The 19,792-nt window shown below is 50.6% G+C and carries 21 protein-coding genes, 1 tRNA gene and 1 pseudogene; 13 read left to right on the forward strand and 10 right to left on the reverse strand.

Features of this window, described 5'->3' with window-relative positions; translation table 11 throughout:
* Positions 1 to 104: 104 nt before the first annotated feature.
* From B0F88_RS00670 to gshB, 6 genes and pseudogenes are all read right to left on the reverse strand, one after another.
* Positions 105 to 1,046 (reverse strand): annotated as a pseudogene (locus B0F88_RS00670) (aspartate carbamoyltransferase catalytic subunit); the annotation flags it as partial.
* A gap of 3 nt (positions 1,047 to 1,049) precedes the next feature.
* Positions 1,050 to 1,556, reverse strand: a complete 507-nt coding sequence (gene pyrR, locus B0F88_RS00675; RefSeq protein WP_104422015.1) for a bifunctional pyr operon transcriptional regulator/uracil phosphoribosyltransferase PyrR — start codon at positions 1,554 to 1,556, stop codon at positions 1,050 to 1,052.
* Entirely contained in the window at positions 1,557 to 2,015 is a 459-nt protein-coding gene (gene ruvX, locus B0F88_RS00680; RefSeq protein WP_104422016.1) for a Holliday junction resolvase RuvX, read from the reverse strand.
* Between the two features lie 83 nt (positions 2,016 to 2,098).
* Positions 2,099 to 2,662, reverse strand: a complete 564-nt coding sequence (locus B0F88_RS00685) for a YqgE/AlgH family protein (RefSeq protein WP_104422017.1) — start codon at positions 2,660 to 2,662, stop codon at positions 2,099 to 2,101.
* 40 nt (positions 2,663 to 2,702) lie between these two features.
* Positions 2,703 to 3,581: an energy transducer TonB gene (locus B0F88_RS00690; RefSeq protein WP_104422018.1), complete on the reverse strand. Its 879-nt coding sequence runs from the start codon at positions 3,579 to 3,581 to the stop codon at positions 2,703 to 2,705.
* Positions 3,556 to 4,575 (reverse strand): glutathione synthase, encoded by a 1,020-nt coding sequence (gene gshB / locus B0F88_RS00695; RefSeq protein ID WP_258076516.1) that lies wholly within the window; start codon positions 4,573 to 4,575, stop codon positions 3,556 to 3,558. The genes B0F88_RS00690 and gshB overlap by 26 nt, the downstream gene beginning before the upstream one ends.
* Before the next feature lie 190 nt (positions 4,576 to 4,765).
* On the opposite strand from gshB, the gene rpmB reads away from it, so the two are divergent.
* Positions 4,766 to 5,002, forward strand: a complete 237-nt coding sequence (rpmB, locus tag B0F88_RS00700) for a 50S ribosomal protein L28 (protein ID WP_104422019.1) — start codon at positions 4,766 to 4,768, stop codon at positions 5,000 to 5,002.
* Positions 5,003 to 5,014: 12 nt separating this feature from the next.
* On the forward strand, positions 5,015 to 5,170 hold the full coding sequence (gene rpmG / locus B0F88_RS00705; RefSeq protein ID WP_006890747.1) for a 50S ribosomal protein L33: 156 nt from the start codon (positions 5,015 to 5,017) through the stop codon (positions 5,168 to 5,170).
* Positions 5,171 to 5,273: 103 nt separating this feature from the next.
* Here rpmG and B0F88_RS00710 read toward each other — a convergent pair whose 3' ends face one another.
* Positions 5,274 to 6,656: a cyclic nucleotide-binding domain-containing protein gene (locus B0F88_RS00710; RefSeq protein ID WP_104422020.1), complete on the reverse strand. Its 1,383-nt coding sequence runs from the start codon at positions 6,654 to 6,656 to the stop codon at positions 5,274 to 5,276.
* Between the two features lie 136 nt (positions 6,657 to 6,792).
* Between B0F88_RS00710 and B0F88_RS00715 the strand changes: the two genes are divergently transcribed.
* The 5 genes from B0F88_RS00715 (at position 6,793) to B0F88_RS00735 (ending at position 12,574) form a co-directional block, all read left to right on the forward strand.
* On the forward strand, positions 6,793 to 8,157 hold the full coding sequence (locus B0F88_RS00715; protein ID WP_104422021.1) for a DegQ family serine endoprotease: 1,365 nt from the start codon (positions 6,793 to 6,795) through the stop codon (positions 8,155 to 8,157).
* Between the two features lie 94 nt (positions 8,158 to 8,251).
* Positions 8,252 to 8,773, forward strand: coding sequence for a molybdenum cofactor biosynthesis protein B (moaB, locus tag B0F88_RS00720; protein ID WP_104422022.1), 522 nt, complete (start codon positions 8,252 to 8,254; stop codon positions 8,771 to 8,773).
* The gene (locus B0F88_RS00725; RefSeq protein WP_104422023.1) at positions 8,773 to 9,177 is read left to right on the forward strand and encodes a DUF423 domain-containing protein; all 405 of its coding nucleotides are present in this window, start codon (positions 8,773 to 8,775) and stop codon (positions 9,175 to 9,177) included. The genes moaB and B0F88_RS00725 overlap by 1 nt, the downstream gene beginning before the upstream one ends.
* Positions 9,177 to 11,834 carry an aminopeptidase N gene (pepN, locus tag B0F88_RS00730; protein WP_104422024.1) on the forward strand — a complete coding sequence of 886 codons (2,658 nt, stop codon included), beginning with the start codon at positions 9,177 to 9,179 and terminating at the stop codon, positions 11,832 to 11,834. Before B0F88_RS00725 ends, pepN begins: the two co-directional genes overlap by 1 nt.
* A complete protein-coding gene (locus tag B0F88_RS00735; RefSeq protein WP_104422025.1) occupies positions 11,834 to 12,574 on the forward strand; it encodes a pteridine reductase in 741 nt (246 codons plus the stop codon). Before pepN ends, B0F88_RS00735 begins: the two co-directional genes overlap by 1 nt.
* On the opposite strand, the gene folK is transcribed toward B0F88_RS00735, so the two are convergent.
* The gene (folK, locus tag B0F88_RS00740) at positions 12,563 to 13,063 is read right to left on the reverse strand and encodes a 2-amino-4-hydroxy-6-hydroxymethyldihydropteridine diphosphokinase (protein WP_104422026.1); all 501 of its coding nucleotides are present in this window, start codon (positions 13,061 to 13,063) and stop codon (positions 12,563 to 12,565) included. The two genes, B0F88_RS00735 and folK, sit on opposite strands and share 12 nt — an antisense overlap.
* Positions 13,060 to 13,419, reverse strand: coding sequence for a dihydroneopterin aldolase (gene folB, locus B0F88_RS00745; RefSeq protein ID WP_104422027.1), 360 nt, complete (start codon positions 13,417 to 13,419; stop codon positions 13,060 to 13,062). The genes folK and folB overlap by 4 nt, the downstream gene beginning before the upstream one ends.
* 92 nt (positions 13,420 to 13,511) lie before the next feature.
* Here folB and plsY point away from each other — a divergent pair, with 92 nt between their 5' ends.
* The gene (gene plsY, locus B0F88_RS00750; RefSeq protein ID WP_219820735.1) at positions 13,512 to 14,087 is read left to right on the forward strand and encodes a glycerol-3-phosphate 1-O-acyltransferase PlsY; all 576 of its coding nucleotides are present in this window, start codon (positions 13,512 to 13,514) and stop codon (positions 14,085 to 14,087) included.
* Here plsY and tsaD read toward each other — a convergent pair whose 3' ends face one another.
* Positions 14,088 to 15,098: a tRNA (adenosine(37)-N6)-threonylcarbamoyltransferase complex transferase subunit TsaD gene (tsaD, locus tag B0F88_RS00755; RefSeq protein WP_104422028.1), complete on the reverse strand. Its 1,011-nt coding sequence runs from the start codon at positions 15,096 to 15,098 to the stop codon at positions 14,088 to 14,090.
* Between the two features lie 105 nt (positions 15,099 to 15,203).
* On the opposite strand from tsaD, the gene rpsU reads away from it, so the two are divergent.
* From rpsU to B0F88_RS00780, 5 genes are all read left to right on the forward strand, one after another.
* A complete protein-coding gene (gene rpsU, locus B0F88_RS00760; RefSeq protein ID WP_104422029.1) occupies positions 15,204 to 15,437 on the forward strand; it encodes a 30S ribosomal protein S21 in 234 nt (77 codons plus the stop codon).
* An 18-nt stretch (positions 15,438 to 15,455) separates the two neighbouring features.
* Positions 15,456 to 15,905 (forward strand): GatB/YqeY domain-containing protein, encoded by a 450-nt coding sequence (locus B0F88_RS00765; protein WP_104422030.1) that lies wholly within the window; start codon positions 15,456 to 15,458, stop codon positions 15,903 to 15,905.
* A 98-nt stretch (positions 15,906 to 16,003) separates the two neighbouring features.
* Entirely contained in the window at positions 16,004 to 17,755 is a 1,752-nt protein-coding gene (dnaG, locus tag B0F88_RS00770) for a DNA primase (protein ID WP_104422031.1), read from the forward strand.
* 83 nt (positions 17,756 to 17,838) lie between these two features.
* The gene (rpoD, locus tag B0F88_RS00775; protein ID WP_104422032.1) at positions 17,839 to 19,653 is read left to right on the forward strand and encodes an RNA polymerase sigma factor RpoD; all 1,815 of its coding nucleotides are present in this window, start codon (positions 17,839 to 17,841) and stop codon (positions 19,651 to 19,653) included.
* An 11-nt stretch (positions 19,654 to 19,664) separates the two neighbouring features.
* A tRNA-Ile gene (locus B0F88_RS00780) sits at positions 19,665 to 19,741 on the forward strand.
* Positions 19,742 to 19,792: the final 51 nt, after the last annotated feature.

A 19,792-nucleotide genomic window follows, 5' to 3' on the forward strand; every position in this document is an offset into this window, starting at 1 on the left:
CCAGGGATGGCGTGTATGCCAGAAGCCGGTAGGGAACCGGCGTGGCGTTCGCCAGGGATGGTGTGTATGCCGCCAGACCTGCCTGGAGCAGGTGCGGCCGTTTGCATCGCCATCGCCATGACCGCCATGCGCACCGCAATGCCGTTGCTGACTTGTTTGAGTATCACCGACTGCGGGCCGTCCGCGACTTTGGAATCGATTTCCACGCCGCGGTTGATAGGTCCGGGGTGCATGACGATCGCATCGGGCTTGGCGATTTTAAGTTTTTCTTCGGTCAGGCCGAAGCATTTGAAATATTCGCTCTCGCTGGGCAGCAATGCCGAACTCATGCGTTCTTTCTGCAAGCGCAACATCATCACCACATCAATATCTTTAAGCCCTTCGGTCAAATTATGCGAAACGCTCACGCCCAAGCTTTCGACATGCGCGGGCAACAAGGTTTTGGGCGCAATCACCCTGACTTCTGCCGCGCCCAGGGTATTTAAGGCCTGAATCTCCGAACGCGCCACCCTTGAATGCAATATATCACCAATGATAGCCACTCTGAGGCTGGAAAAATCCGGCTTGAGCTGGCGGATCGTGAACATGTCCAGCATGGCCTGAGTCGGATGCGCGTGCTGGCCGTCTCCTGCATTGATAACACTGATATGCGGCGCGGTCTGTTGGGCGATAAAGTGCGCCGCGCCGCTGAGCGCATGCCGCACCACAAACATGTCGACAAACATGGACTCCAGGTTGCGGATGGTGTCGAGCAGGCTTTCGCCTTTTGATGTGGCCGAGGTCGCGATATTCATGTTGATCACGTCGGCGGACAGGCGCGTGGCGGCCAGCTCGAAAGTCGTGCGGGTGCGGGTGCTGTTTTCAAAAAACAGGTTGACGATGGTCTTGCCGCGCAACAGCGGTACTTTTTTGACCTGGTGCTCGGACACACCGGCGAAAGACTCGGCGGTATCGAGAATTTCCGTCAACAGGCTCTTGCTTAGACCCTCGATGGTCAGAAAGTGTTTAAGCTTGCCTTCCGCATTTAATTGCAGGTTATCAGTCATTGCTTATGCCACCGCGTCAATGGTTTCCAGGTGAACGTCCAAGGGTTCGGGGCCGGTCAGCTTGATCCGTTGGCCTGCGGTTAATTTAACGCCGGCGCCGACGCAATCGGGGCACAGCGGGATTTGCCTGCCGTCACGCTCTATCAGTACCGCCAACACAATCTGGTTCGGCCTGCCGTAATCGAAAATTTCATTCATTGCGGCGCGTATCGTCCTGCCGGTATAAAAAACATCGTCGATCAGGATAATGTCGCGGCCTTCAATGTTGGTCGGCAATTGGCTGGGCTTTACGTTGGGATTGACGCCGATTTGCGAAAAATCGTCCCGGTAAAATGAAATATCCAGCAGCCCCAACGGTTCGCTGATGTTTAACCGCCGGTGCATTTGCTCGGCAATCCATACGCCGCCGGTACGAATGCCTATTATCAATGGGTTAACCAGCTTTCTCTGGTCGATAATGCGTTTTAGCTCGGTTTCCAGGTTATCTAATAATTCGGGAATCTTTAACACTTAATAGTCCTTTCTTGTACGGTCGTTTAGCCAGGTTTGCAGGATAAGCTGGGCGGCGAGTTGATCCTGCACTTCCCAGAGTTTGCTTGCGCTGACGCTGACTTCATCAAACAGCATTTGTTTGGCTTCGAATGTCGACAGGGTTTCGTCCTGTTGAAAAACAGGCAGTTGATAACGCCCTTCCAGCTGCCGGCAAAATTTTAACATGCGCGGCGTCACCGGGTTGTCGGTGCCGTCGTGCTGTTTCGATATGCCGACCACCAAACCGGCAGGACGCCATTCCTGTATCAGTTTGCCGATGATGTCCCAGTTGGGATTTTGATTGATCGAGCGTATGGTTTGCAGCGGACTTGCGGTCGCCGTGGTGGTTTGGCCGACGGCCGTGCCTATTTTTTTAGTGCCGAAATCAAAGCCCAGATAGGTATCGGCGTTGGCTTTGGCTAGTAATGGGTCTTGCATAGTTTATATCGCCAGGAATGGTGTGTAACCCGCAAACCTGCCGGGAGCGGGTGCGGCGTCTGGTTGAGGTTCAAACCAAGCAATCAGCCGTGCCCTGCCGGAGCGGTCAGCTGATTAATATCGATACCGATCTGGTCCGCTGCCGCAGTCCAGCGCAAGTTTACCGGCGTATCAAACAAGACCTGCTTGCCGGAAGGCGTATTAAGCCAGGCATTGTCCATGATTTCTTTTTCCAATTGACCCGCGCCCCAACCGGCGTAACCTAAAGCCACCAGATATTGCTCGGGGCCTTCGCCCGCCGCAATGGCTTCAAGTACGTCGCGGGAAGTCGTCAGGGAAATGGTTTCTGAAACGGGCAAGGTCGCGTGCCAATCTCCGCCTGACGTATGCACCACAAAACCTCGCTCCTGCTGCACCGGGCCGCCTGCGAAAACGGGCGTTTCAGCGGAAGCGGGTGAAGTGACTTTTATATCCATCTGTTTGAAAATTTCACCCAGCTTCATGTCTGTCGACCTGTTGATAACGATGCCTAAGGCGCCGTCAGCATTGTGTTGACACAAATAGGCGACCGTATGAAAAAAATTGGGGTCCGCCAGGTTGGGCATGGCGATAATAAACTGATCGGTTAAGTAAGTGGTTTGGTTCATGGCGCTTAGTATCAAAGGTTATGGTGACTTAATCAACTGTTTATCGTGCGGTCATGCCGGACTCATCGGAAAATTTCCAGACACGGGTAATCACCAGAACATCCAATTCTTTCTGCAATTCCGGGGGTATCGGTGCAAACGGCGCACTCATACGGACAATTCTTTTTGCCGCCTCATCCAGGGCCGGATTTCCCGAAGACTGGTTGATGCGTATGCTGTAGATGCTGCCATCCGCTTTAATGCCGACATCCATGGTCAAGGTGCCGAAAAAGTTTTTCTTAGCCGCCACTTCCGGGTAATTCAGATTGCCGGTACGCTCTACTTTGTTTTCCCAGTCCTTGATGTATTGAGCGGCAACGTATTTATGGGTGCTGACCGAGTCAACGAATTTTATCTTAGGCTGATCGGCGCTTTGCTGGCTGAGCCTGATTTCAGTGCCCAATTGCGCAATTTGTTGCTGTAGCATCTCCGCCGATAATTGCGGGTGTATTTCGGTATGGCGCCTAGCGTCGGGTTTACTGGCGGTAACGATTTTTTTATCCGCTTTTTTCTGGGTAATCAGTTTTTTTTCTGCCTTGGGTTCGCTCTGTTCCGGTGCGCTCTTTTTTATCTGCTTGCTTTGGCTATCGCCCTGTTGGGGCAACTGTTGCGGCGGAGGTTCCGGCTTCCTATCTTGCTCGCCAGCGGCCAGCTGATTTTCCTGGGCCAAAAACTGAGCCTTTTCGGGCGCTTTTCGACTCGGCATATCGACCAGGGTAATATCAATGGACCGGCTGACTTGCTCCGGCTGCGGCGCGGTGAAATTAATCCCTAAACCGATCACAACATGAATGACGGCCGCTATAAATAAAGCGATTAATAATGAATCATTATTAGACAACGGCGCAGGTGGATCAAATATTACCTGATGTGTTCTCATTTATCGCCATAGATGGTGTGTACGCCGTAGACCTGCCGGGAGCAGGTGCAGCAAGGGTGGTTTCGATATGATCCATAAGTTTGCCGCAAATATTCAATCCAAACTGGCGATCCAATTCTTGAACGCAAGTAGGGCTGGTGACATTGATTTCGGTCAGCGTATCGCCAATCACGTCGATCCCGACAAAAACCAGGCCTTTTTCCCGCAATGTAGGCCCTACCTGTTCGGCGATCCAACGATCCCGATCGGTTAATGGCCGGCCTTCGGCCCGTCCGCCGGCCGCCAGATTGCCGCGGGTCTCGCCTTGAGCGGGGATACGCGCCAACGCATAGGGTATGACCTCGCCGTTAACCAGCAATATGCGCTTATCGCCGTCTACAATTTGCGGCAGGTACTTTTGCGCCATCACATAGCGACTGTTGTACTGGGTCATGGTTTCCAGGATCACGCTGAGATTGGGATCGCCCTGGCGCAAATGGAAAATGGAGGTGCCGCCCATGCCGTCCAAGGGCTTTAGGATTATTTCGCCTTGCTCCAGCAAAAAGTCCCGGATTCTGGCAGGCTCCCTTGCCACCAAGGTTTCCGCGCAACATTGTGGAAACCATGCGGTAAAAAGCTTTTCATTGGCGTCCCGTAACGACTGCGGTTTGTTGATCACATAAGCACCCATGCTTTCCGCGCGTTCCAGCAGGTAAGTTGCGTAAATATATTCCTGGTCGAAAGGCGGATCCTTGCGCATCATGATTACATCCAGATCGTCCAGAGCAATATCCTGCTCTGCGGTAAACTCGTACCAGTTTTTTTCATCCCGCTGAACTTTAATCGTCCGCGTTCTGGCGTAAGCTCTGCCGTTTCTCAGAAACAGGTCGTTGAGTTCCATGTAATGCAACTCCCAGCCTCTGACCTGGGCTTCGAGTAACATCGCAAAACTGGTATCTTTTTTTATGTTGATATGATCGATGGAGTCCATGACCATGCCGAGCTTAATAAGCATTATTTTTTCCTGATGATTACGGTAGACGAAAAGCGAAAGACAAAGGACGAAAGGTTAAAAAACCATTGCGCCTTTTGCCTTTTGCCCTTAATCTTTCGCCTTATTTTATAGATTGTTATTTACCTTGAAAAGATTTTTTGGTATAAAGCTCGGCTAACTTTTGAATTTAGGCACGCATTAGGGGTTAATCATGTCCAGAGTATGTCAAGTAACAGGCAAACGCCCGGTTACAGGTAACAACGTTTCACACGCTAACAACAAAACTAAAAGACGCTTTTGTCCGAATCTGCAACATCACAGATTCTGGGTAGAGAGCGAAAACCGCTGGGTTCGCCTCAGAATTTCCACCAAAGGCATGCGTATCATTGACAAGAGAGGCATCGATGCTGTTCTTGCCGATTTGCGTAAAGCCGGCGACATCTCTTAAGAGGATAAAAAAATGCGCGATAAAATTAAATTGATTTCGACCGAAGGCACCGGACACTTCTATACAACAACAAAAAACAAACGGACTATGCCCGAAAAAATGGAGATCAAAAAATTTGATCCCGTTGTCCGCAAACACGTTATTTACAAAGAAGCCAAAATCAAATAACCATCCGATTTTAAAAGTTTCTTTCCGGCAATCGCTCCACGAGCGAACCGAGCTATCATAACCCGACATCTGCTGTTTTGACTGTCGGGTTACGCTGCCGCTCTTATCCCCCTTTTAGCCTATCCAGCACTTGGGTTAACTTCTCCATCTGCTTGTGCAATATTCGACATTGCTTCTCGGCATGTTGCTTGTCAAATTCCAGTTTCATGCACTTATCGTTGAGCTGTTGATTGGTGTTTCTGAGCGTTTCATTTTCCAATTTAAGAGCTCTTATTTGATCTTCCAGGATGCCTGCCGGGACGTCTGTCACCAAATTATCGATGAGGCGTTTTTGCTCAATCTCCCTAGGAAGACTCTCAATCCGTACCCCAGCGGCAAAAGAGGCTTTATCTTCCGGCTCCGGCTTCATCGCCAAGGATGATGCGCCTGCCGCAAGCCCGCCGCCAGGCGCAAGACCTTCCATCCCCCCCGCCAAAATCATCGCGTTAATCTTATGCCTGAGCAATAAAAATGCCGCAGCTTCGCTAATCCTGCCGTCCCGGCAAACCACAACAACAGGCTTGTCATGATTGAACGTCTTAAGTTGCATTCTTAACGAGAAAAAAGGCGCATTGATGCTGTCGTCAAGATGCTGGTCTTCATAATCATCTTGAGAACGGACATCGAGCAAAATAGCTCCGTGTTTTACCGCCTCCTGCATTCCGGCATAATCGACAAACTTTAAAGAGGGCTCCTTTATCAAGGATATAAATCGATTTTTATCCAAACGCAATAACACGATGTCCGTCAGCGCCGTAATGGTTACGTTTCTAGGCGCGCCGGAAAGCAACGCATCTTCACCGAAAGTGTCGCCATTACCCAGTTGAGCTAATTTGATCTCTTTGGCATTAGGTGACGGCTTGCGCGTTAACAGGCATTGACCATTCTTAATCAAATAATAGTAATCGCCGGTGCCGCCTTGCTCGAGTATGGTTTCGCCCTTTTTAAAATGGACGGCCTCCAGCCCCATTAATATCTTTTGCAAATTGGCCGGGGGAAGGCGCTGAAAAATGGGTGATCTCAATAACACCGTCATCCAGTCATCTGGATCGCCTTCAGTCTCGTCAATGACCATGTAGCTATTGTCCTCATAAGCAAGGGGTGGGGGATTATTAACAATATCAGCGTTCAGCCGCAAAAAACGCACTCTTCCGTTCGCGACTGCATCGATCTTTCTTGGTATCTGGTGCGCTAACGCAAATCTGGCCGAGTCGCTGCCCGCTGCAATGACTTCAACAACCAACCCGGCCGCCTGAAGAGCAACCTCGCCGCTTATCAGGTAAACAAGCTGGGAAACCGAATCGCCTTTTTTAAACAAGCATCCGTCTTGTATCTCTTCGATCGTCATTTCGGCGCATAACGCATTAAACTGAGCGCCCGGCAATGTTGCGAGCGGGATTAGCTTACGAATAATCAGTCCATCTTCAGAATTGACGTCTACGGTCATTTCAACATTCTAAGCAAGATAACCGTTAAATGACAGTATTGATTGTTTAAAAAATCAACTTTGGCACACCTTGTATTAAACATTTTTACATATATATTAGGGATCATGCATGTTTAACAAACCCCGGAAAATCATGATGAATGCTAAATCAGTAAAACAACTGTTATTTATAATAGCGCTTTTACCCGCTTATTTTTGTATAACGTCGAGCGTACAGGCGGCTTTGCCGACCTACGCAGAGGGCCAGGCATTACCATCTCTTGCTCCGATGCTTGAGCGCAGCATGCCGGCAGTCGTCAATATTTCAACCTCAACCAATATCCTGGTCAGTGAAAACCCACTGATGCAGGATCCGTATTTTCGCCAGTTTTTTAATGTGCCCAATCAGCTGCGGCAACAGCAAAAAAACAGCTTAGGCTCGGGCGTCATTATCGACAACCTCCAAGGCCTGGTTTTAACCAATAACCATGTTATCGATAAAGCCGACAAGATCATGGTGACCCTGAATGACGGCCGCCAGCTTTCCGCTAAACTGATCGGCACCGATCCTGAAGCGGATGTCGCCATCATCCAGATTCCCGCCGAAAACTTAACGATGCTGCCGATTGCAGATTCCAGCCAGCTGAGAGTCGGCGACTTTGTTGTCGCTATCGGCAACCCGTTCGGATTGGGCCAGACCGTCACCTCCGGGATAGTCAGCGCTTTGGGCCGCTCCGGCCTGGGCATTGAAGGCTACGAGGATTTTATCCAAACCGACGCCTCGATCAATCCCGGCAATTCGGGGGGCGCACTGGTTAACCTTCGCGGCGAACTGGTCGGCATGAATACGGCCATCCTCGCCCCCAGCGGCGGCAATGTCGGCATCGGCTTTGCGATCCCGTCCAATATGGTTGTCACCATCAAGGATTCGTTGGTCAAGCACGGCGAGGTTCGGCGCGGCTTACTTGGCGTCACCACGCAGGACCTGACGCCCGAACTGGTCAAGGCGTTTGATTTAAAAAACAAGCACGGCGCCGCGATCAGCCGGATCGAAAACAACTCACCCGCCGCGAAAGCGGGGCTGGAACCCGGCGACATTATTGTTGCCGCCAATGGCCGCCCGATTAAAAACAGCCATGACATACGCAATGTCGTCGGCCTGATGCAAATTGGCGATAAAGTCGAGCTGGAATATTTCCGGGGTAACGAAAAAAAACAAGTCACCGCCACGATCGGCAAGCAGGAATTGCCGCAACTGGCGGGAGACAAGCTGCATCGCACCTTGCAGGGCACACTGTTAAGCACGCCGCTGAAAAACCAGATTGAAGGCGTTTTAATTGAAAAAATAGACACGACATCCAATGCCTGGCGCGTAGGCTTGCGCCCCGGCGACGTTATCGTATCGGCGAATCGCTACCGTGTTCACAACCTGGAGGAACTAAAACAGGTGATTGATCCTAATGGCGCTTTGCTGATTAACATCCAGCGAGGAGAAGAAGGGTTCTTTGTTGTGTTAAAGTGATCAGATGAAAGGCGAAGGGCTAAAGGCGAAAGGTACATACTTTCGAATCTTGCACTTTCGCCTTTCGCCCTTTGCCCTTCGCCTTTAAAAAAATATGACTACAGACAGAAATTTCATCCCCCTTAACATTGCGATACTGGTCGTTTCCGACAGTCGCACCGATGCCGATGACGTTTCCGGCAAAACGCTGGCGGAACGCGCAGCCGATGCCGGGCATCGGGTTATCGAAAAGAAAATAGTACCTGACGACATTTATCAAATCAGGGCGGCTGTCTCGAACTGGATTGCCGCTGATGAGGTTAATGTCGTGATCAGTACCGGCGGCACCGGCGTAACCGGCAGGGACGGTACGCCTGAAGCGGTTGCGCCGTTGCTGGACAAAATGCTGGACGGTTTTGGCGAAATTTTCAGGATGCTTTCCTACCAGGACATTAAAACCTCAACCATCCAGTCCAGGGCGATTGCCGGGGTCGCCAATGCGACCTATGTCTTCTGCCTGCCCGGCTCGTCGGGCGCCTGCCGCACCGCTTGGGACGACCTGATTAAAGACCAACTGGATCATCGCACCCGCCCCTGCAATCTGGCGCAGCTGATGCCCAGGCTGATGGAGAAATGATGAATCCGGTTTTTTTATTGCTCGGCGCGTTAAGCGCATTGATCGGCGCCGGCATGGGCGCATTTGGCGCTCATGGTTTGAAAGCCGTCATCAGCCCGGAGCTGTTGGCCGTCTACCAAACCGGCGTGACGTATCAAATGTACCATGCGCTGGGGCTGATCGGCGTTGCGCTGATCAGCCGGCAAGCGTCGGACTCCAGATTATTGCACTGGGCCGGATGGTTGATGTTCGCGGGCATCTTGCTGTTTTCCGGCAGCTTGTATTTACTGGCTATCCTCAATCTTAACTGGCTAGGCATGATCACCCCCATTGGCGGTGTTTGTTTTTTAACAGCCTGGTTACTCATCACTCTTTTCGCAGCCAAAATCATCAGGGCTTCCGATCACCACAGCAGGTATAAATAATGCGCGACCCTAATCCACAAACCATTTATCTAAAAGACTACACCGTACCCGAATACCTGATCCACAGCGTTGCGTTAAATTTCACCCTGGACGACGAAAACACCTTGGTCAGTTCGCGGCTCACGCTAAGCCGCAACCCTGCAAGCCAATCCCACGACACCTCGCTGACCTTGTCGGGCGAAAACCTGAAACTGATCCGCGTTAACCTGGATGACGGCGACTTAAGCAAGGCTCAATACCTGCAAACCCAGGACTCGTTAATCATTCATGATGTCCCGCAGCAGCAGCGCTTTGTGCTGACCATCGACAACACAATCAACCCGAAAGCCAACACCGCTTTGGAAGGGTTGTACCTGTCCAACGGCATGCTATGCACCCAGTGCGAGGCGGAAGGCTTCAGGAAAATCACCTATTTCCTCGATCGCCCCGATGTGATGACGCTGTTCACCACGACGCTGGTCGGCGACAAAGACCGCTATCCGGTTCTGTTATCCAACGGCAACAAAGTCGCTGAAGGGGAGCTGCCGGATAACCGCCACTGGGTGACCTGGGAAGACCCGTTCAACAAGCCGTGCTATCTGTTCGCACTGGTTGCGGGGCAGCTGGAATGCATCGCCGACCGTTTTACCACGCAGTCCGGCCGAGACATCGACCTGCAAATCTTTGTCGAAAAACACGACATCGACAAATGCGACCATGCGATGCAATCGCTGAAAAACGCGATGAGCTGGGATGAACAAGTGTACGACCGCGAGTACGACCTCGATTTATATATGATCGTCGCGGTGGGCCACTTCAACATGGGCGCGATGGAAAACAAGGGGCTTAACGTATTCAACACCAAGTTCGTATTGGCGCGCCCCGATACCGCGACCGACTCCGATTATGAACATATTGAAGGCGTGATCGGCCATGAATATTTCCATAACTGGACCGGCAACCGCATCACCTGCCGGGACTGGTTCCAGCTCAGCTTGAAAGAAGGCTTTACTGTATTCCGCGACCAGGAGTTTACCGGCGACCGCACCTCCAAGGCCGTTAAACGCATCGAAGACGTCAACATGCTGCGCACCCGCCAGTTTGCCGAAGACGCAGGCCCTCTGGCGCATCCGATACGCCCCGACGCCTATATAGAAATCAACAATTTTTACACCCTGACCGTGTATGAAAAAGGCGCCGAAGTGGTGCGGATGATCCACACCCTGCTGGGTGCTGAAGGCTTTCGCAAAGGCAGCGATTTGTATTTTGAGCGTCATGACGGGCAGGCAGTGACTTGCGATGATTTTGTCAGCGCAATGGAAGACGCCAACGGCGTTGACCTAAGCCAGTTCCGCCGCTGGTATTCCCAAGCCGGAACGCCGGTATTAAGCGTCCGCCAGCACTACGACTCATCCGCGCAAACCCTGACGCTGACCATCGGCCAAAGCTGCCCGCCGACTCCGGGGCAGCCGGTTAAAGAGCCGCTGCATATTCCGGTGACTGTGGGTTTGCTTAACAAAGACGGCTCCGTAGCGCCTTGCAAGCTGCAAGGCGGCGATCAAGTCTGCGATGAAGTCATACTGCAACTCACGCAATCCGAACAGGCTTTTACCTTTGAAGGTTTAAACGAACAACCGATCGTTTCGATCCTGAGAGGCTTTTCAGCGCCGGTTAAACTGACGATCGAGCGCAGCCTGGATGAGCTGGCGTTCTTACTAAGCTACGACAGCGACACCTTTAACCGCTGGGAAGCCGGACAGCAATTGGCCGGACAGATCATTACAGGGCTGATTGCCGACCTGCAAAACGGCCGGGACATGGCCGTCAATCCGATCATGATCAATGCCTTTAAACAGGTGCTGGAGCAACCGTGGGACGACTTGTCGTATTTTTCTTTGCTGTTAAGTCTGCCCTCGGAAACCTATCTGGCCGAACAAATGCAGATTGTCGATGTGGAAGCCATCCATGCCGCCCGCGAGTTTGTCACGTTGACGTTGGCCGAACAGCTGCAATCGCAGTTCCAGGCGTTATATCAAGGTAATCATCGGGATGAATCGGGAAAATTCGACGCCGGAGCAATAGGCCGCAGGCGCATCAAAAACACCTGCTTGAGTTATTTAAGCAAGCTGGAAAACAGTCACATCCATGAACTGTCGCAGCAGCAATTTAACACCGCCAAAAACATGACCGACCAAATGGCGGCGTTAGCGGTCATCGTCAATAACCCGCATCCGGCCAAGCAGCAGTGCCTGGACAGTTTTTATCACCAATGGCGGGACGAAGCCCTGGTTATCGACAAATGGTTTGCGCTGCAAGCCTCCGGCAGTATGCCCGACACTTTTGCGACCGTGCAGGCGTTAATGCGGCACCCGGCGTTCGACTTGAAAAACCCGAACCGCGTCAGGTCGTTGATAGGCGCATTCAGCCAGTCCAATCCGCTGCATTTTCACGCGGCCGACGGGCAAGGCTATCGCTTCCTCGCCGACCAGATTATCGCGCTGAACACCTTGAACCCGCAGATCGCCTCGCGCATGGTCGGCGCATTAACATCGTGGCGCAGATACGATGAAGGCAGGCAAGCGCTGATGAAGGCGCAGTTGGAACGGATCATGACCACCGAAGCGATTTCCAAGGATGTCTACGAAGTGGCGAGTAAAAGTCTGGCTCAACAAGCCTGATGAAAGCCGCCGCCCAAAATGTGCTGATTACCGGCGCAGCCAAGCGCATAGGCGCGGCTTGTGCCCGGTTGCTGCATAGCGAAGGCTGCAATGTTTTTCTGCATTACCGGTCTTCCGCGGCAGAGGCCGGGCAGCTTTGCGATGAACTGAATCATCTGCGGCCCGGTTCGGCAAAAGTCATGCAGGCAGACTTACTGAACATGGCCGAGCTGGAGGCTGTCGCCCACGAAGCCTGCATGGCTTGGGGCGGCATCGATGTATTGGTCAATAATGCATCGTCCTTTTATCCGACGGCGCTGGCTGATGTGACCGAACGGCAGTGGGACGAGCTAGTGGGCAGTAACTTGAAAGCGCCGTTTTTCCTGGCGCAAGCGCTGGCAAAGACCTTGGCCGACAATAACGGCTGCATCGTCAATATTGTCGACATCCATGCCGAACGGGGCTTAAGCGGTTATCCGGTGTACAGTATCGCAAAAGGCGGACTGGCTGCGATGACCAAGGTCTTAGCCAAGGAGTTGGGACCAGCTGTCCGGGTCAACGCGGTGGCTCCGGGAGCGATACTCTGGCCTGACAACGATTTATCCGAATCGGCCAAGCTGGAGATACTGCACCGGGTGGTTTTAAAGCGCAGCGGTGAACCCAATGATATTGCCAAGGCGGTGCTTTTTTTGATTAAGGATGCCGATTACATCACCGGCCAAATATTGACCGTCGATGGCGGCCGCACCCTATTTTGTTGAAGCCCAGGACGGCATGACGCGCTTTTGCCTGAGATCGGTCTTGTCGAATTGCTGCCACAGCTCGGCATAACTGATGTGATTGACAGGATGTTTCAGGGCCGGGGCGATTTCCGCCAAAGGTTCAAGCACAAAAGCGTAATGCTCGATTTCATCACGGGGTATTTGCAGGCGGCCATCGTTGACGATCAGCTCTCCGTATAGAATCAGATCCAGATCGAGGGTTCGCGCCGCAAACTTCCGGCTGTCGGGCGTGCGGCCGTTATCCAGCTCAATTTGCCTGAGCTGTTTTGCAACCGCTTTCACTTCCAAATCGGAGTCGAAACCGACCACGAGATTGTAGAAAACGTCGCCGGTAAAGCCGACGGCTTCGGATTCGTAAATACTTGAAACCGTCAGTTTTCCGAAGGCTTGTTCAAGCGCCCTGAGGCTGGCAGGAATGTGTACATCCTTGTTTATGTTGCTGCCGATGCTGATATAGCCTCTGGTCACGATTTTTTCTCCCCCCGCTCAATGATAATGCCGACATCGCTGGCGCCGCTGATCGCGCCTTTTTTATTCAGGGTTACTTTTACCCAAGACACGTTAAATTCGTTGCGAATAATGTCGGCAATTTCCGAAATTAATCTTTCCACCAGAAAAAACTGGCTGGACTCGACAAAAGAAATAACCCGGTGAGAAACCGTTTTGTAATCAAGCGTATGTTGAATGTCATCGGTTTCTGCGGCTTTTTGAATGTCGAAAGCCATCTCAATATCCAGGATGACTGTTTGCTTGGCCACTCTTTCCCAATCGTAAATGCCGATGATGGTTTTAATTTCCAGGCCGCCTAAAAATATGATGTCCATAGTGATTTCCGGTTATGATGCGTGTTTTTTTAAACCGCCAAGTATCAGGGAAACTCCCTGCGCTTACAAGTTCTGAATGATGAAAAGGTTACATGATGGTTGAATGGTTGTTTATTCCGGCCGCCTATTTGATAGGCTCAATTTCCAGTGCAATTATTATCTGCCGCATGATGGGATTGCCCGATCCCCGCGAGCAGGGCTCGGGCAATCCCGGCGCAACCAATGTGATGCGTATCGGCGGAAAAAAAGCAGCGGCGATTACCCTGCTGGGCGATTCGCTGAAAGGATTGATCCCGGTTTATGCCGCGAATGTGTTGGGACTGCCTCTTGAGTTAGTTGCGGCGACCGGCTTGGCGGCGTTTATAGGCCACCTCTACCCGGTATTTTTCGGTTTTAAAGGCGGCAAAGGCGTTGCGACATCGGTCGGCGTGTTGCTCGGTTTTTTCTGGGCGCTCGGTCTTGCGTTCATGGCGACCTGGTACCTAATTTATAAGCTGGGCAAGATTTCATCCTTGTCCGCGTTAGTCGCCTCGACCCTGTCGCCGGTTTTTGCCTGGTTTATAGTCGGCAACGAGGCCATCGTTGCCGCTTCCGCAGTGATGACGGTGTTCTTGCTATGGCGACACAAGAGCAATATTCAACGCTTGCTGGCCGGCCAAGAAGCCTGATCAACAGCCGGATAACTCACTAATCGGCCAACGAGGGCGGGCATAAATTTCCAGCCCTTGTTGCTGGCCCGCCATTAAACGCTGACAACCCGCATAGGCAATCATTGCGCCGTTATCGGTGCAAAATTGCAGCCGGGGAAAATAAAGCCGGGCATTTTCCTTGGCAACCATTTGGGTTAAGGATGCTCGGATTTGCTTGTTGGCGCTGACGCCTCCGGCAACAACCAGTCGTTTCAGGCCGGTTTGCTGCAAGGCCCGCTTGCATTTGATGCTGAGCGTCTCGGCAACCGCCTGCTGGAATGCGGCTGCGACATCGGCTTTATCTTGATCTGTCTTTCCAGAGGCGTTAACGGCATTCAACGTGAAAGTTTTTAAGCCGCTAAAGCTAAAGTCCAATCCGGGACGGTCTGTCATCGGACGGGGAAATTTAATCTGCGGCTTACCCTGTTCTGCCAATGCGGACAGTTTCGGTCCGCCGGGATAGCCCAAGCCCAGCATTTTTGCGGTCTTATCAAACGCTTCACCGGCAGCATCATCAAGGGATTCGCCTAATAGTTGATAGCGGCCGATTCCCTCAACCCGCACAAGCAAGGTATGCCCCCCGGAAATCAGCAACGCGACAAAAGGAAATTCCGGCGGGTTTTCTTCCAACATGGGCGCCAGCAAATGACCTTCCATGTGATGAACGGCAAGTGCGGGAATTTGCCACGCCCAAGCCAGGCTTCTGGCCGTTGCCGCGCCAACCAGCAACGCCCCCATCAGGCCGGGACCTGCGGTGTAGGCAATGCCGTTAATATCGCTGCCGGTCAATCCGCTTTCTTTTAGGCATTGCTTGATCAGAGGCACCAGTTTCCGAATATGGTCGCGCGATGCCAGTTCGGGGACGACGCCGCCATATTCGCTATGCATATCGACTTGACTGTATAAAAGATGGCTGCACAGGCCGTGTTCGGAGTGATAAATGGCGACACCGGTTTCGTCACAAGAGGTTTCTATGCCTAAAACGTACATTGAGTTTTTGAAATTTATAAAAGTAAAGGTATAATTAAGGGTTCTGTTTGTTCAGTGGATTAAAAATCCTAACTTTTTAAATATTAACATATTTGGGTCATTATAATGCCGTCAGTAAAAATCAAAGAAAACGAACCATTTGATATTGCGATTCGCCGCTTCAAACGCGCTTGTGAAAAAGCCGGTGTATTGGCAGAAGTGCGTCGCCGCGAGTTTTATGAAAAACCAACCGCAGAACGCAAACGCAAAGGCGCCGCCGCCGTTAAACGTCACTTGAAGAAATTAGCGCGTGAACGTTACGCACTGAAAAATCTACGTCGCGGACGCCCTGTACTGTAAAGGATCAAGGTTAATACGATGGATTTGTTAATAGATCGCATCAAGGACGACATGAAAGCCTCCATGAAAGGCGGCGATAAAGCAAGACTGGGTGTAATCCGCTTGATTTTGGCCGCCATCAAGCAGGTGGAAGTCGACGAGCGCATTGTCTTGGATAATGAACGGATTATCATGGTTCTCGACAAGATGCTCAAACAGCGCCGCGAATCCATCCGCCAATTTTCCGAGGCCGGCCGGGACGACCTGGTAGCCATTGAAGAGGCCGAAATTCCGGTGATTCAGGACTTCTTGCCTCAAGCCCTGACCGAGACCGAAATTGATTTAATGGTTAAGGACGCTGTTGCAGAATCCGGCGCCGAATCAATTAAGGATATGGGCAAGGTCATGGCTTTGCTTAAAGTAAAAATGCAGGGGCGCGCCGACATGTCGGTTGTGAGCAATAAAATCAAAGCCTCACTAGCTGGATAGTTTCTTTGCTGATTTTTGTCTGCAACTGATTCTGCGCCGCCCAAAGCACCTGTTTTTGGCGTTTATCTCCTACATCCCTGCAACCGCCGGAGCATTGCGTGTCAGGTAGAATCCCTCGCGAATTTATTGACGAGCTTTTGGTGCGGGTTGATATTGTCGATTTGATCGACTCGCATGTCCCTCTAAAAAAAACGGGTAACAATTTTGTCGCTCGCTGCCCTTTCCATACCGAAAAAACCCCCAGCTTTTCCGTAAACCGAAAAAAGCAATTCTTTTATTGCTTTGGTTGCGGAGCCAGCGGCAACGCCATTAGCTTTCTAATGGATTTTAGCCATCTTGACTTTGTTGAGGCCGTTGAGGACCTAGCAGGATTTGCAGGGATCGAAGTACCCAGAGAATCAGTCGAATATCAATCAACACAAAAAAAAGGAGACCTAAACGATCTGTATGCGCTAATGGAGAAAGCAGCAGCCTTTTACGCGGATCAGCTGCGAACTAGCGCCGAAGGAAAAAAGGCCGTTGAATACTTAAAAAGCAGAGGCGTCAGCGGCGATTGCGCCAGCGACTTCATGCTGGGCTACGCACCTGACGAATGGCAAGCTTTGGCGAATCAATTTGACCAGAAACTATTGCTTGAGGCCGGCATGCTAGTCAGCAAAGAAGGCGGGCAGATTTATGATCGCTTTCGCGGTCGCATCATGTTTCCGATCAGGGATAAACGCTCCCGCATCATCGGCTTTGGCGGGCGAGTACTCGATAATTCTTTGCCCAAGTACTTGAATTCCCCGGAAACGCCCTTATTTCACAAAGGCAAAGAAGTTTACGGCTTATATGAGCTACTGGAAAAGAATGCCAAACCCCAGAGGATTTTGATTGTTGAGGGCTATATGGATGTTATCGCCTTAGCTCAGTTCGGCATCCATTACGCGGTCGCAGCGCTCGGGACGGCGGCATCGCAAGCCCACCTGGATTTATTATTCCGGTTTACCTCGGAACTGATATTTTGTTTCGATGGAGATAAAGCTGGGCGGGAAGCAGCATGGAGAGCAATGGAACCGGCCTTTTCCAGCTTAAAGGATGGGCGACAGATTCGCATTATGCTGTTACCACAAAATCATGACCCCGATTCACTGATAAGAGAAGAGGGAATTGACGGCTTTACTGCCCGTGTACAGGCAGCCGAAACCTTATCGGAATATTTTTTTGGACGCGTCTCGAACGAACTGAATCTGTCCGAAATGGAGGGCCGAGCACAACTGGTAAACAAAGCTAAGCCGTATCTGGAAAAACTGCCGGAGAGCATTTTTAAAGAGATGATGCTTGCCCGACTAAAAGAATTATCGGGCTGGACCGGCCTGGATGTTTTGGAGAATACAGCTACACTTGCTCCCAAGCAAAGCTCAAAACAGCGCCCGGAAATACATAGAAAACCACCGCCAAATAGCGGCAGATTATCTTCGGCGCGCGTAGCGATCGCCTTACTGATCCAGAACCCTCGGTTGGCCGAGATAGTTGAGCAACGCGAAATTGACTGGGATGGTCTGGAATTCAAAGGTGCCGCCTTATTTATGAATATCCTGCAAACGATTGCAGATAAAAACCCGGCAACCATGCCTGTCTTGGTGGAGTGCTATCGAGACGCCACCGAAGAAAAACCTGTAAAAGCCTTGGCTTTTTTAGACTTACAGGTTCCTGACGACAAGATAGAGACGGTATTTTGCGACGCACTGAATAGGCTATTAATCCAAGCCAGAGAAGCCAGTTTGGCTAGACTGCTGGATAAAGACAAGATCAGAGGATTGGATGCACAGGAGAAAGAGCTGCTGCGAAAAATGCTGACAGCTAAATAGTTTGGTGCAAAATAATAGGAATTTGTAGTATAATTTTTGGTTCGGCGAAGCCAGGTCGAACTAAAGTCTTCCGTGAGTAAATGATGAATCAAGAACAGCAGCAGTCCCAACTCAAACAATTGATAGCCAAAGGCAAAATACAGGGTTACCTGACTTATGCCGAGGTCAATGATCACTTGCCCAGCGACATTGTTGATCCTGAACAAATTGAAGATATCATTGGCATGATCAATGATATGGGGATTCAGGTTTATGAGGTTGCACCGGACGAAGATTCCCTGATTACCGACTCAGCAGCCGTTACTACGGACGATGAAGATGCCGAGGAAGTTGCTGCTTTAGCTTCTGTCGATAGCGAGTTCGGCAGAACCACAGACCCGGTGCGCATGTATATGCGGGAAATGGGCTCAGTGGAATTATTGACTCGCGCCGACGAATTAAAAATTGCCAAGCGCATTGAAGAAGGACAGCAGCAACTGGTTAAGGCCATCGCTCGCTCCTGCATCGTTGTTGAAGATTTTTTGCAATCGTTTGATAATATATCCAGCGAAGAAGGCGGTATTCGCCTGACAGATTTAATTTCCGGTTTTGTGGATTTAAGCGAGCCCGATGATTTTGTCACGGCTTTGCCAATCGGTGACGATCTCGAAGAAACAGCCGCCGTTGCAGCCGAAGAAGAGCCGAAAGGGCTAAATTACGAAGAGGTTAAAGACAAGGTTGACACGCTCAGAAAGCAGTTAAAAATAGCCGCTGCAGCCATCAAAAAGCATGGCTATTTGAGCGATAAAACAGAAAAAGAATTTGAAGCGTTGGCTGATTTGTTTATGGAGTTTAAATGGACTCCTCAGTATTTAAAGAAATTGACAGCTATCATTCCTGACGGTGTTGCTGCCGTGCGTGAGCAGGAAAGACTGATCATGGACATTTTCGTTAACCATGCAAAGATGCCGCGCAAGGAATTTATCGCCTCCTTTACTGAGAATGAAGCCAGTTCAGAATGGCTCGATCAGTACTTGAACGCAAGCAAATACTCGCAAGCACTGAAAGAACGCGAAAAAGAAGCAAGAAAAGCCCAAAAAACACTTACCGATATAGAAGTGGAGTATGGCCTAACCATTAGCGGGCTAAAGGACATTAACCGGCGCATGTCTATTGGCGAAGCCAAAGCAAGACGCGCGAAAAAAGAAATGATCGAGGCTAATTTAAGGCTGGTCATTTCAATAGCTAAAAAATATACTAATCGTGGATTACAATTTCTGGATTTGATTCAGGAAGGCAATATCGGCTTAATGAAAGCCGTCGATAAATTCGAATACCGTCGCGGATATAAGTTTTCAACCTATGCAACATGGTGGATCAGGCAAGCCATCACCCGCTCGATTGCGGATCAGGCCCGAACTATTCGTATTCCGGTGCATATGATCGAAACGATCAATAAATTGAATCGAATTTCCAGGCAAATACTTCAGGAATTGGGACGGGAAGCAACGCCGGAAGAGCTGGCGGAACGCATGGAAATGCCTGAAGACAAAGTTCGCAAGGTATTAAAAATCGCCAAAGAACCTATTTCAATGGAAACCCCTATTGGCGACGATGAAGATTCTCATTTGGGAGATTTCATAGAAGATGCTAAAGTATTGTCCCCGGTTGAAGCTGCAACGATTGCCGGTTTGCGTGAATCGACACAAAATGTGTTGGCTGGCTTAACGGCAAGAGAAGCAAAAGTTCTGCGGATGCGTTTTGGCATCAATATGAATACCGACCATACGCTGGAAGAAGTAGGCAAGCAATTCGACGTGACGCGTGAAAGAATCCGTCAAATTGAAGCCAAAGCATTAAGGAAACTTAGACATCCTTCAAGATCAGAGCAATTGCGCTGCTTTCTGGATGGCGAGTAATTAATACATAAGGGCCCTTAGCTCAGTTGGTTAGAGCGTCCGACTCATAATCGGCAGGTCGTAGGTTCAAGTCCTACAGGGCCCACCATACACAAGAAGGCTGCATCAGCAGCCTTTTGTACATCTGGGTTTTACATTT

This window comes from Methylobacter tundripaludum (assembly GCF_002934365.1).
Classification (GTDB): Bacteria; Pseudomonadota; Gammaproteobacteria; order Methylococcales; family Methylomonadaceae; genus Methylobacter_A; species Methylobacter_A tundripaludum_A.

Coding starts and splice junctions, on each gene's coding strand:
- ruvX (WP_104422016.1), bottom strand. CDS start 2,015: ATGCAAGACCCATTACTAGCCAAAGCCAACGCCGATACCTATCTGGGC.
- B0F88_RS00685 (WP_104422017.1), bottom strand. CDS start 2,662: ATGAACCAAACCACTTACTTAACCGATCAGTTTATTATCGCCATGCCC.
- B0F88_RS00690 (WP_104422018.1), bottom strand. CDS start 3,581: ATGAGAACACATCAGGTAATATTTGATCCACCTGCGCCGTTGTCTAAT.
- gshB (WP_258076516.1), bottom strand. CDS start 4,575: ATGCTTATTAAGCTCGGCATGGTCATGGACTCCATCGATCATATCAAC.
- rpmB (WP_104422019.1), top strand. CDS start 4,766: ATGTCCAGAGTATGTCAAGTAACAGGCAAACGCCCGGTTACAGGTAAC.
- rpmG (WP_006890747.1), top strand. CDS start 5,015: ATGCGCGATAAAATTAAATTGATTTCGACCGAAGGCACCGGACACTTC.
- B0F88_RS00710 (WP_104422020.1), bottom strand. CDS start 6,656: ATGACCGTAGACGTCAATTCTGAAGATGGACTGATTATTCGTAAGCTA.
- B0F88_RS00715 (WP_104422021.1), top strand. CDS start 6,793: ATGAATGCTAAATCAGTAAAACAACTGTTATTTATAATAGCGCTTTTA.
- moaB (WP_104422022.1), top strand. CDS start 8,252: ATGACTACAGACAGAAATTTCATCCCCCTTAACATTGCGATACTGGTC.
- B0F88_RS00725 (WP_104422023.1), top strand. CDS start 8,773: ATGAATCCGGTTTTTTTATTGCTCGGCGCGTTAAGCGCATTGATCGGC.
- pepN (WP_104422024.1), top strand. CDS start 9,177: ATGCGCGACCCTAATCCACAAACCATTTATCTAAAAGACTACACCGTA.
- B0F88_RS00735 (WP_104422025.1), top strand. CDS start 11,834: ATGAAAGCCGCCGCCCAAAATGTGCTGATTACCGGCGCAGCCAAGCGC.
- folB (WP_104422027.1), bottom strand. CDS start 13,419: ATGGACATCATATTTTTAGGCGGCCTGGAAATTAAAACCATCATCGGC.
- plsY (WP_219820735.1), top strand. CDS start 13,512: ATGATGGTTGAATGGTTGTTTATTCCGGCCGCCTATTTGATAGGCTCA.
- tsaD (WP_104422028.1), bottom strand. CDS start 15,098: ATGTACGTTTTAGGCATAGAAACCTCTTGTGACGAAACCGGTGTCGCC.
- rpsU (WP_104422029.1), top strand. CDS start 15,204: ATGCCGTCAGTAAAAATCAAAGAAAACGAACCATTTGATATTGCGATT.
- B0F88_RS00765 (WP_104422030.1), top strand. CDS start 15,456: ATGGATTTGTTAATAGATCGCATCAAGGACGACATGAAAGCCTCCATG.
- rpoD (WP_104422032.1), top strand. CDS start 17,839: ATGAATCAAGAACAGCAGCAGTCCCAACTCAAACAATTGATAGCCAAA.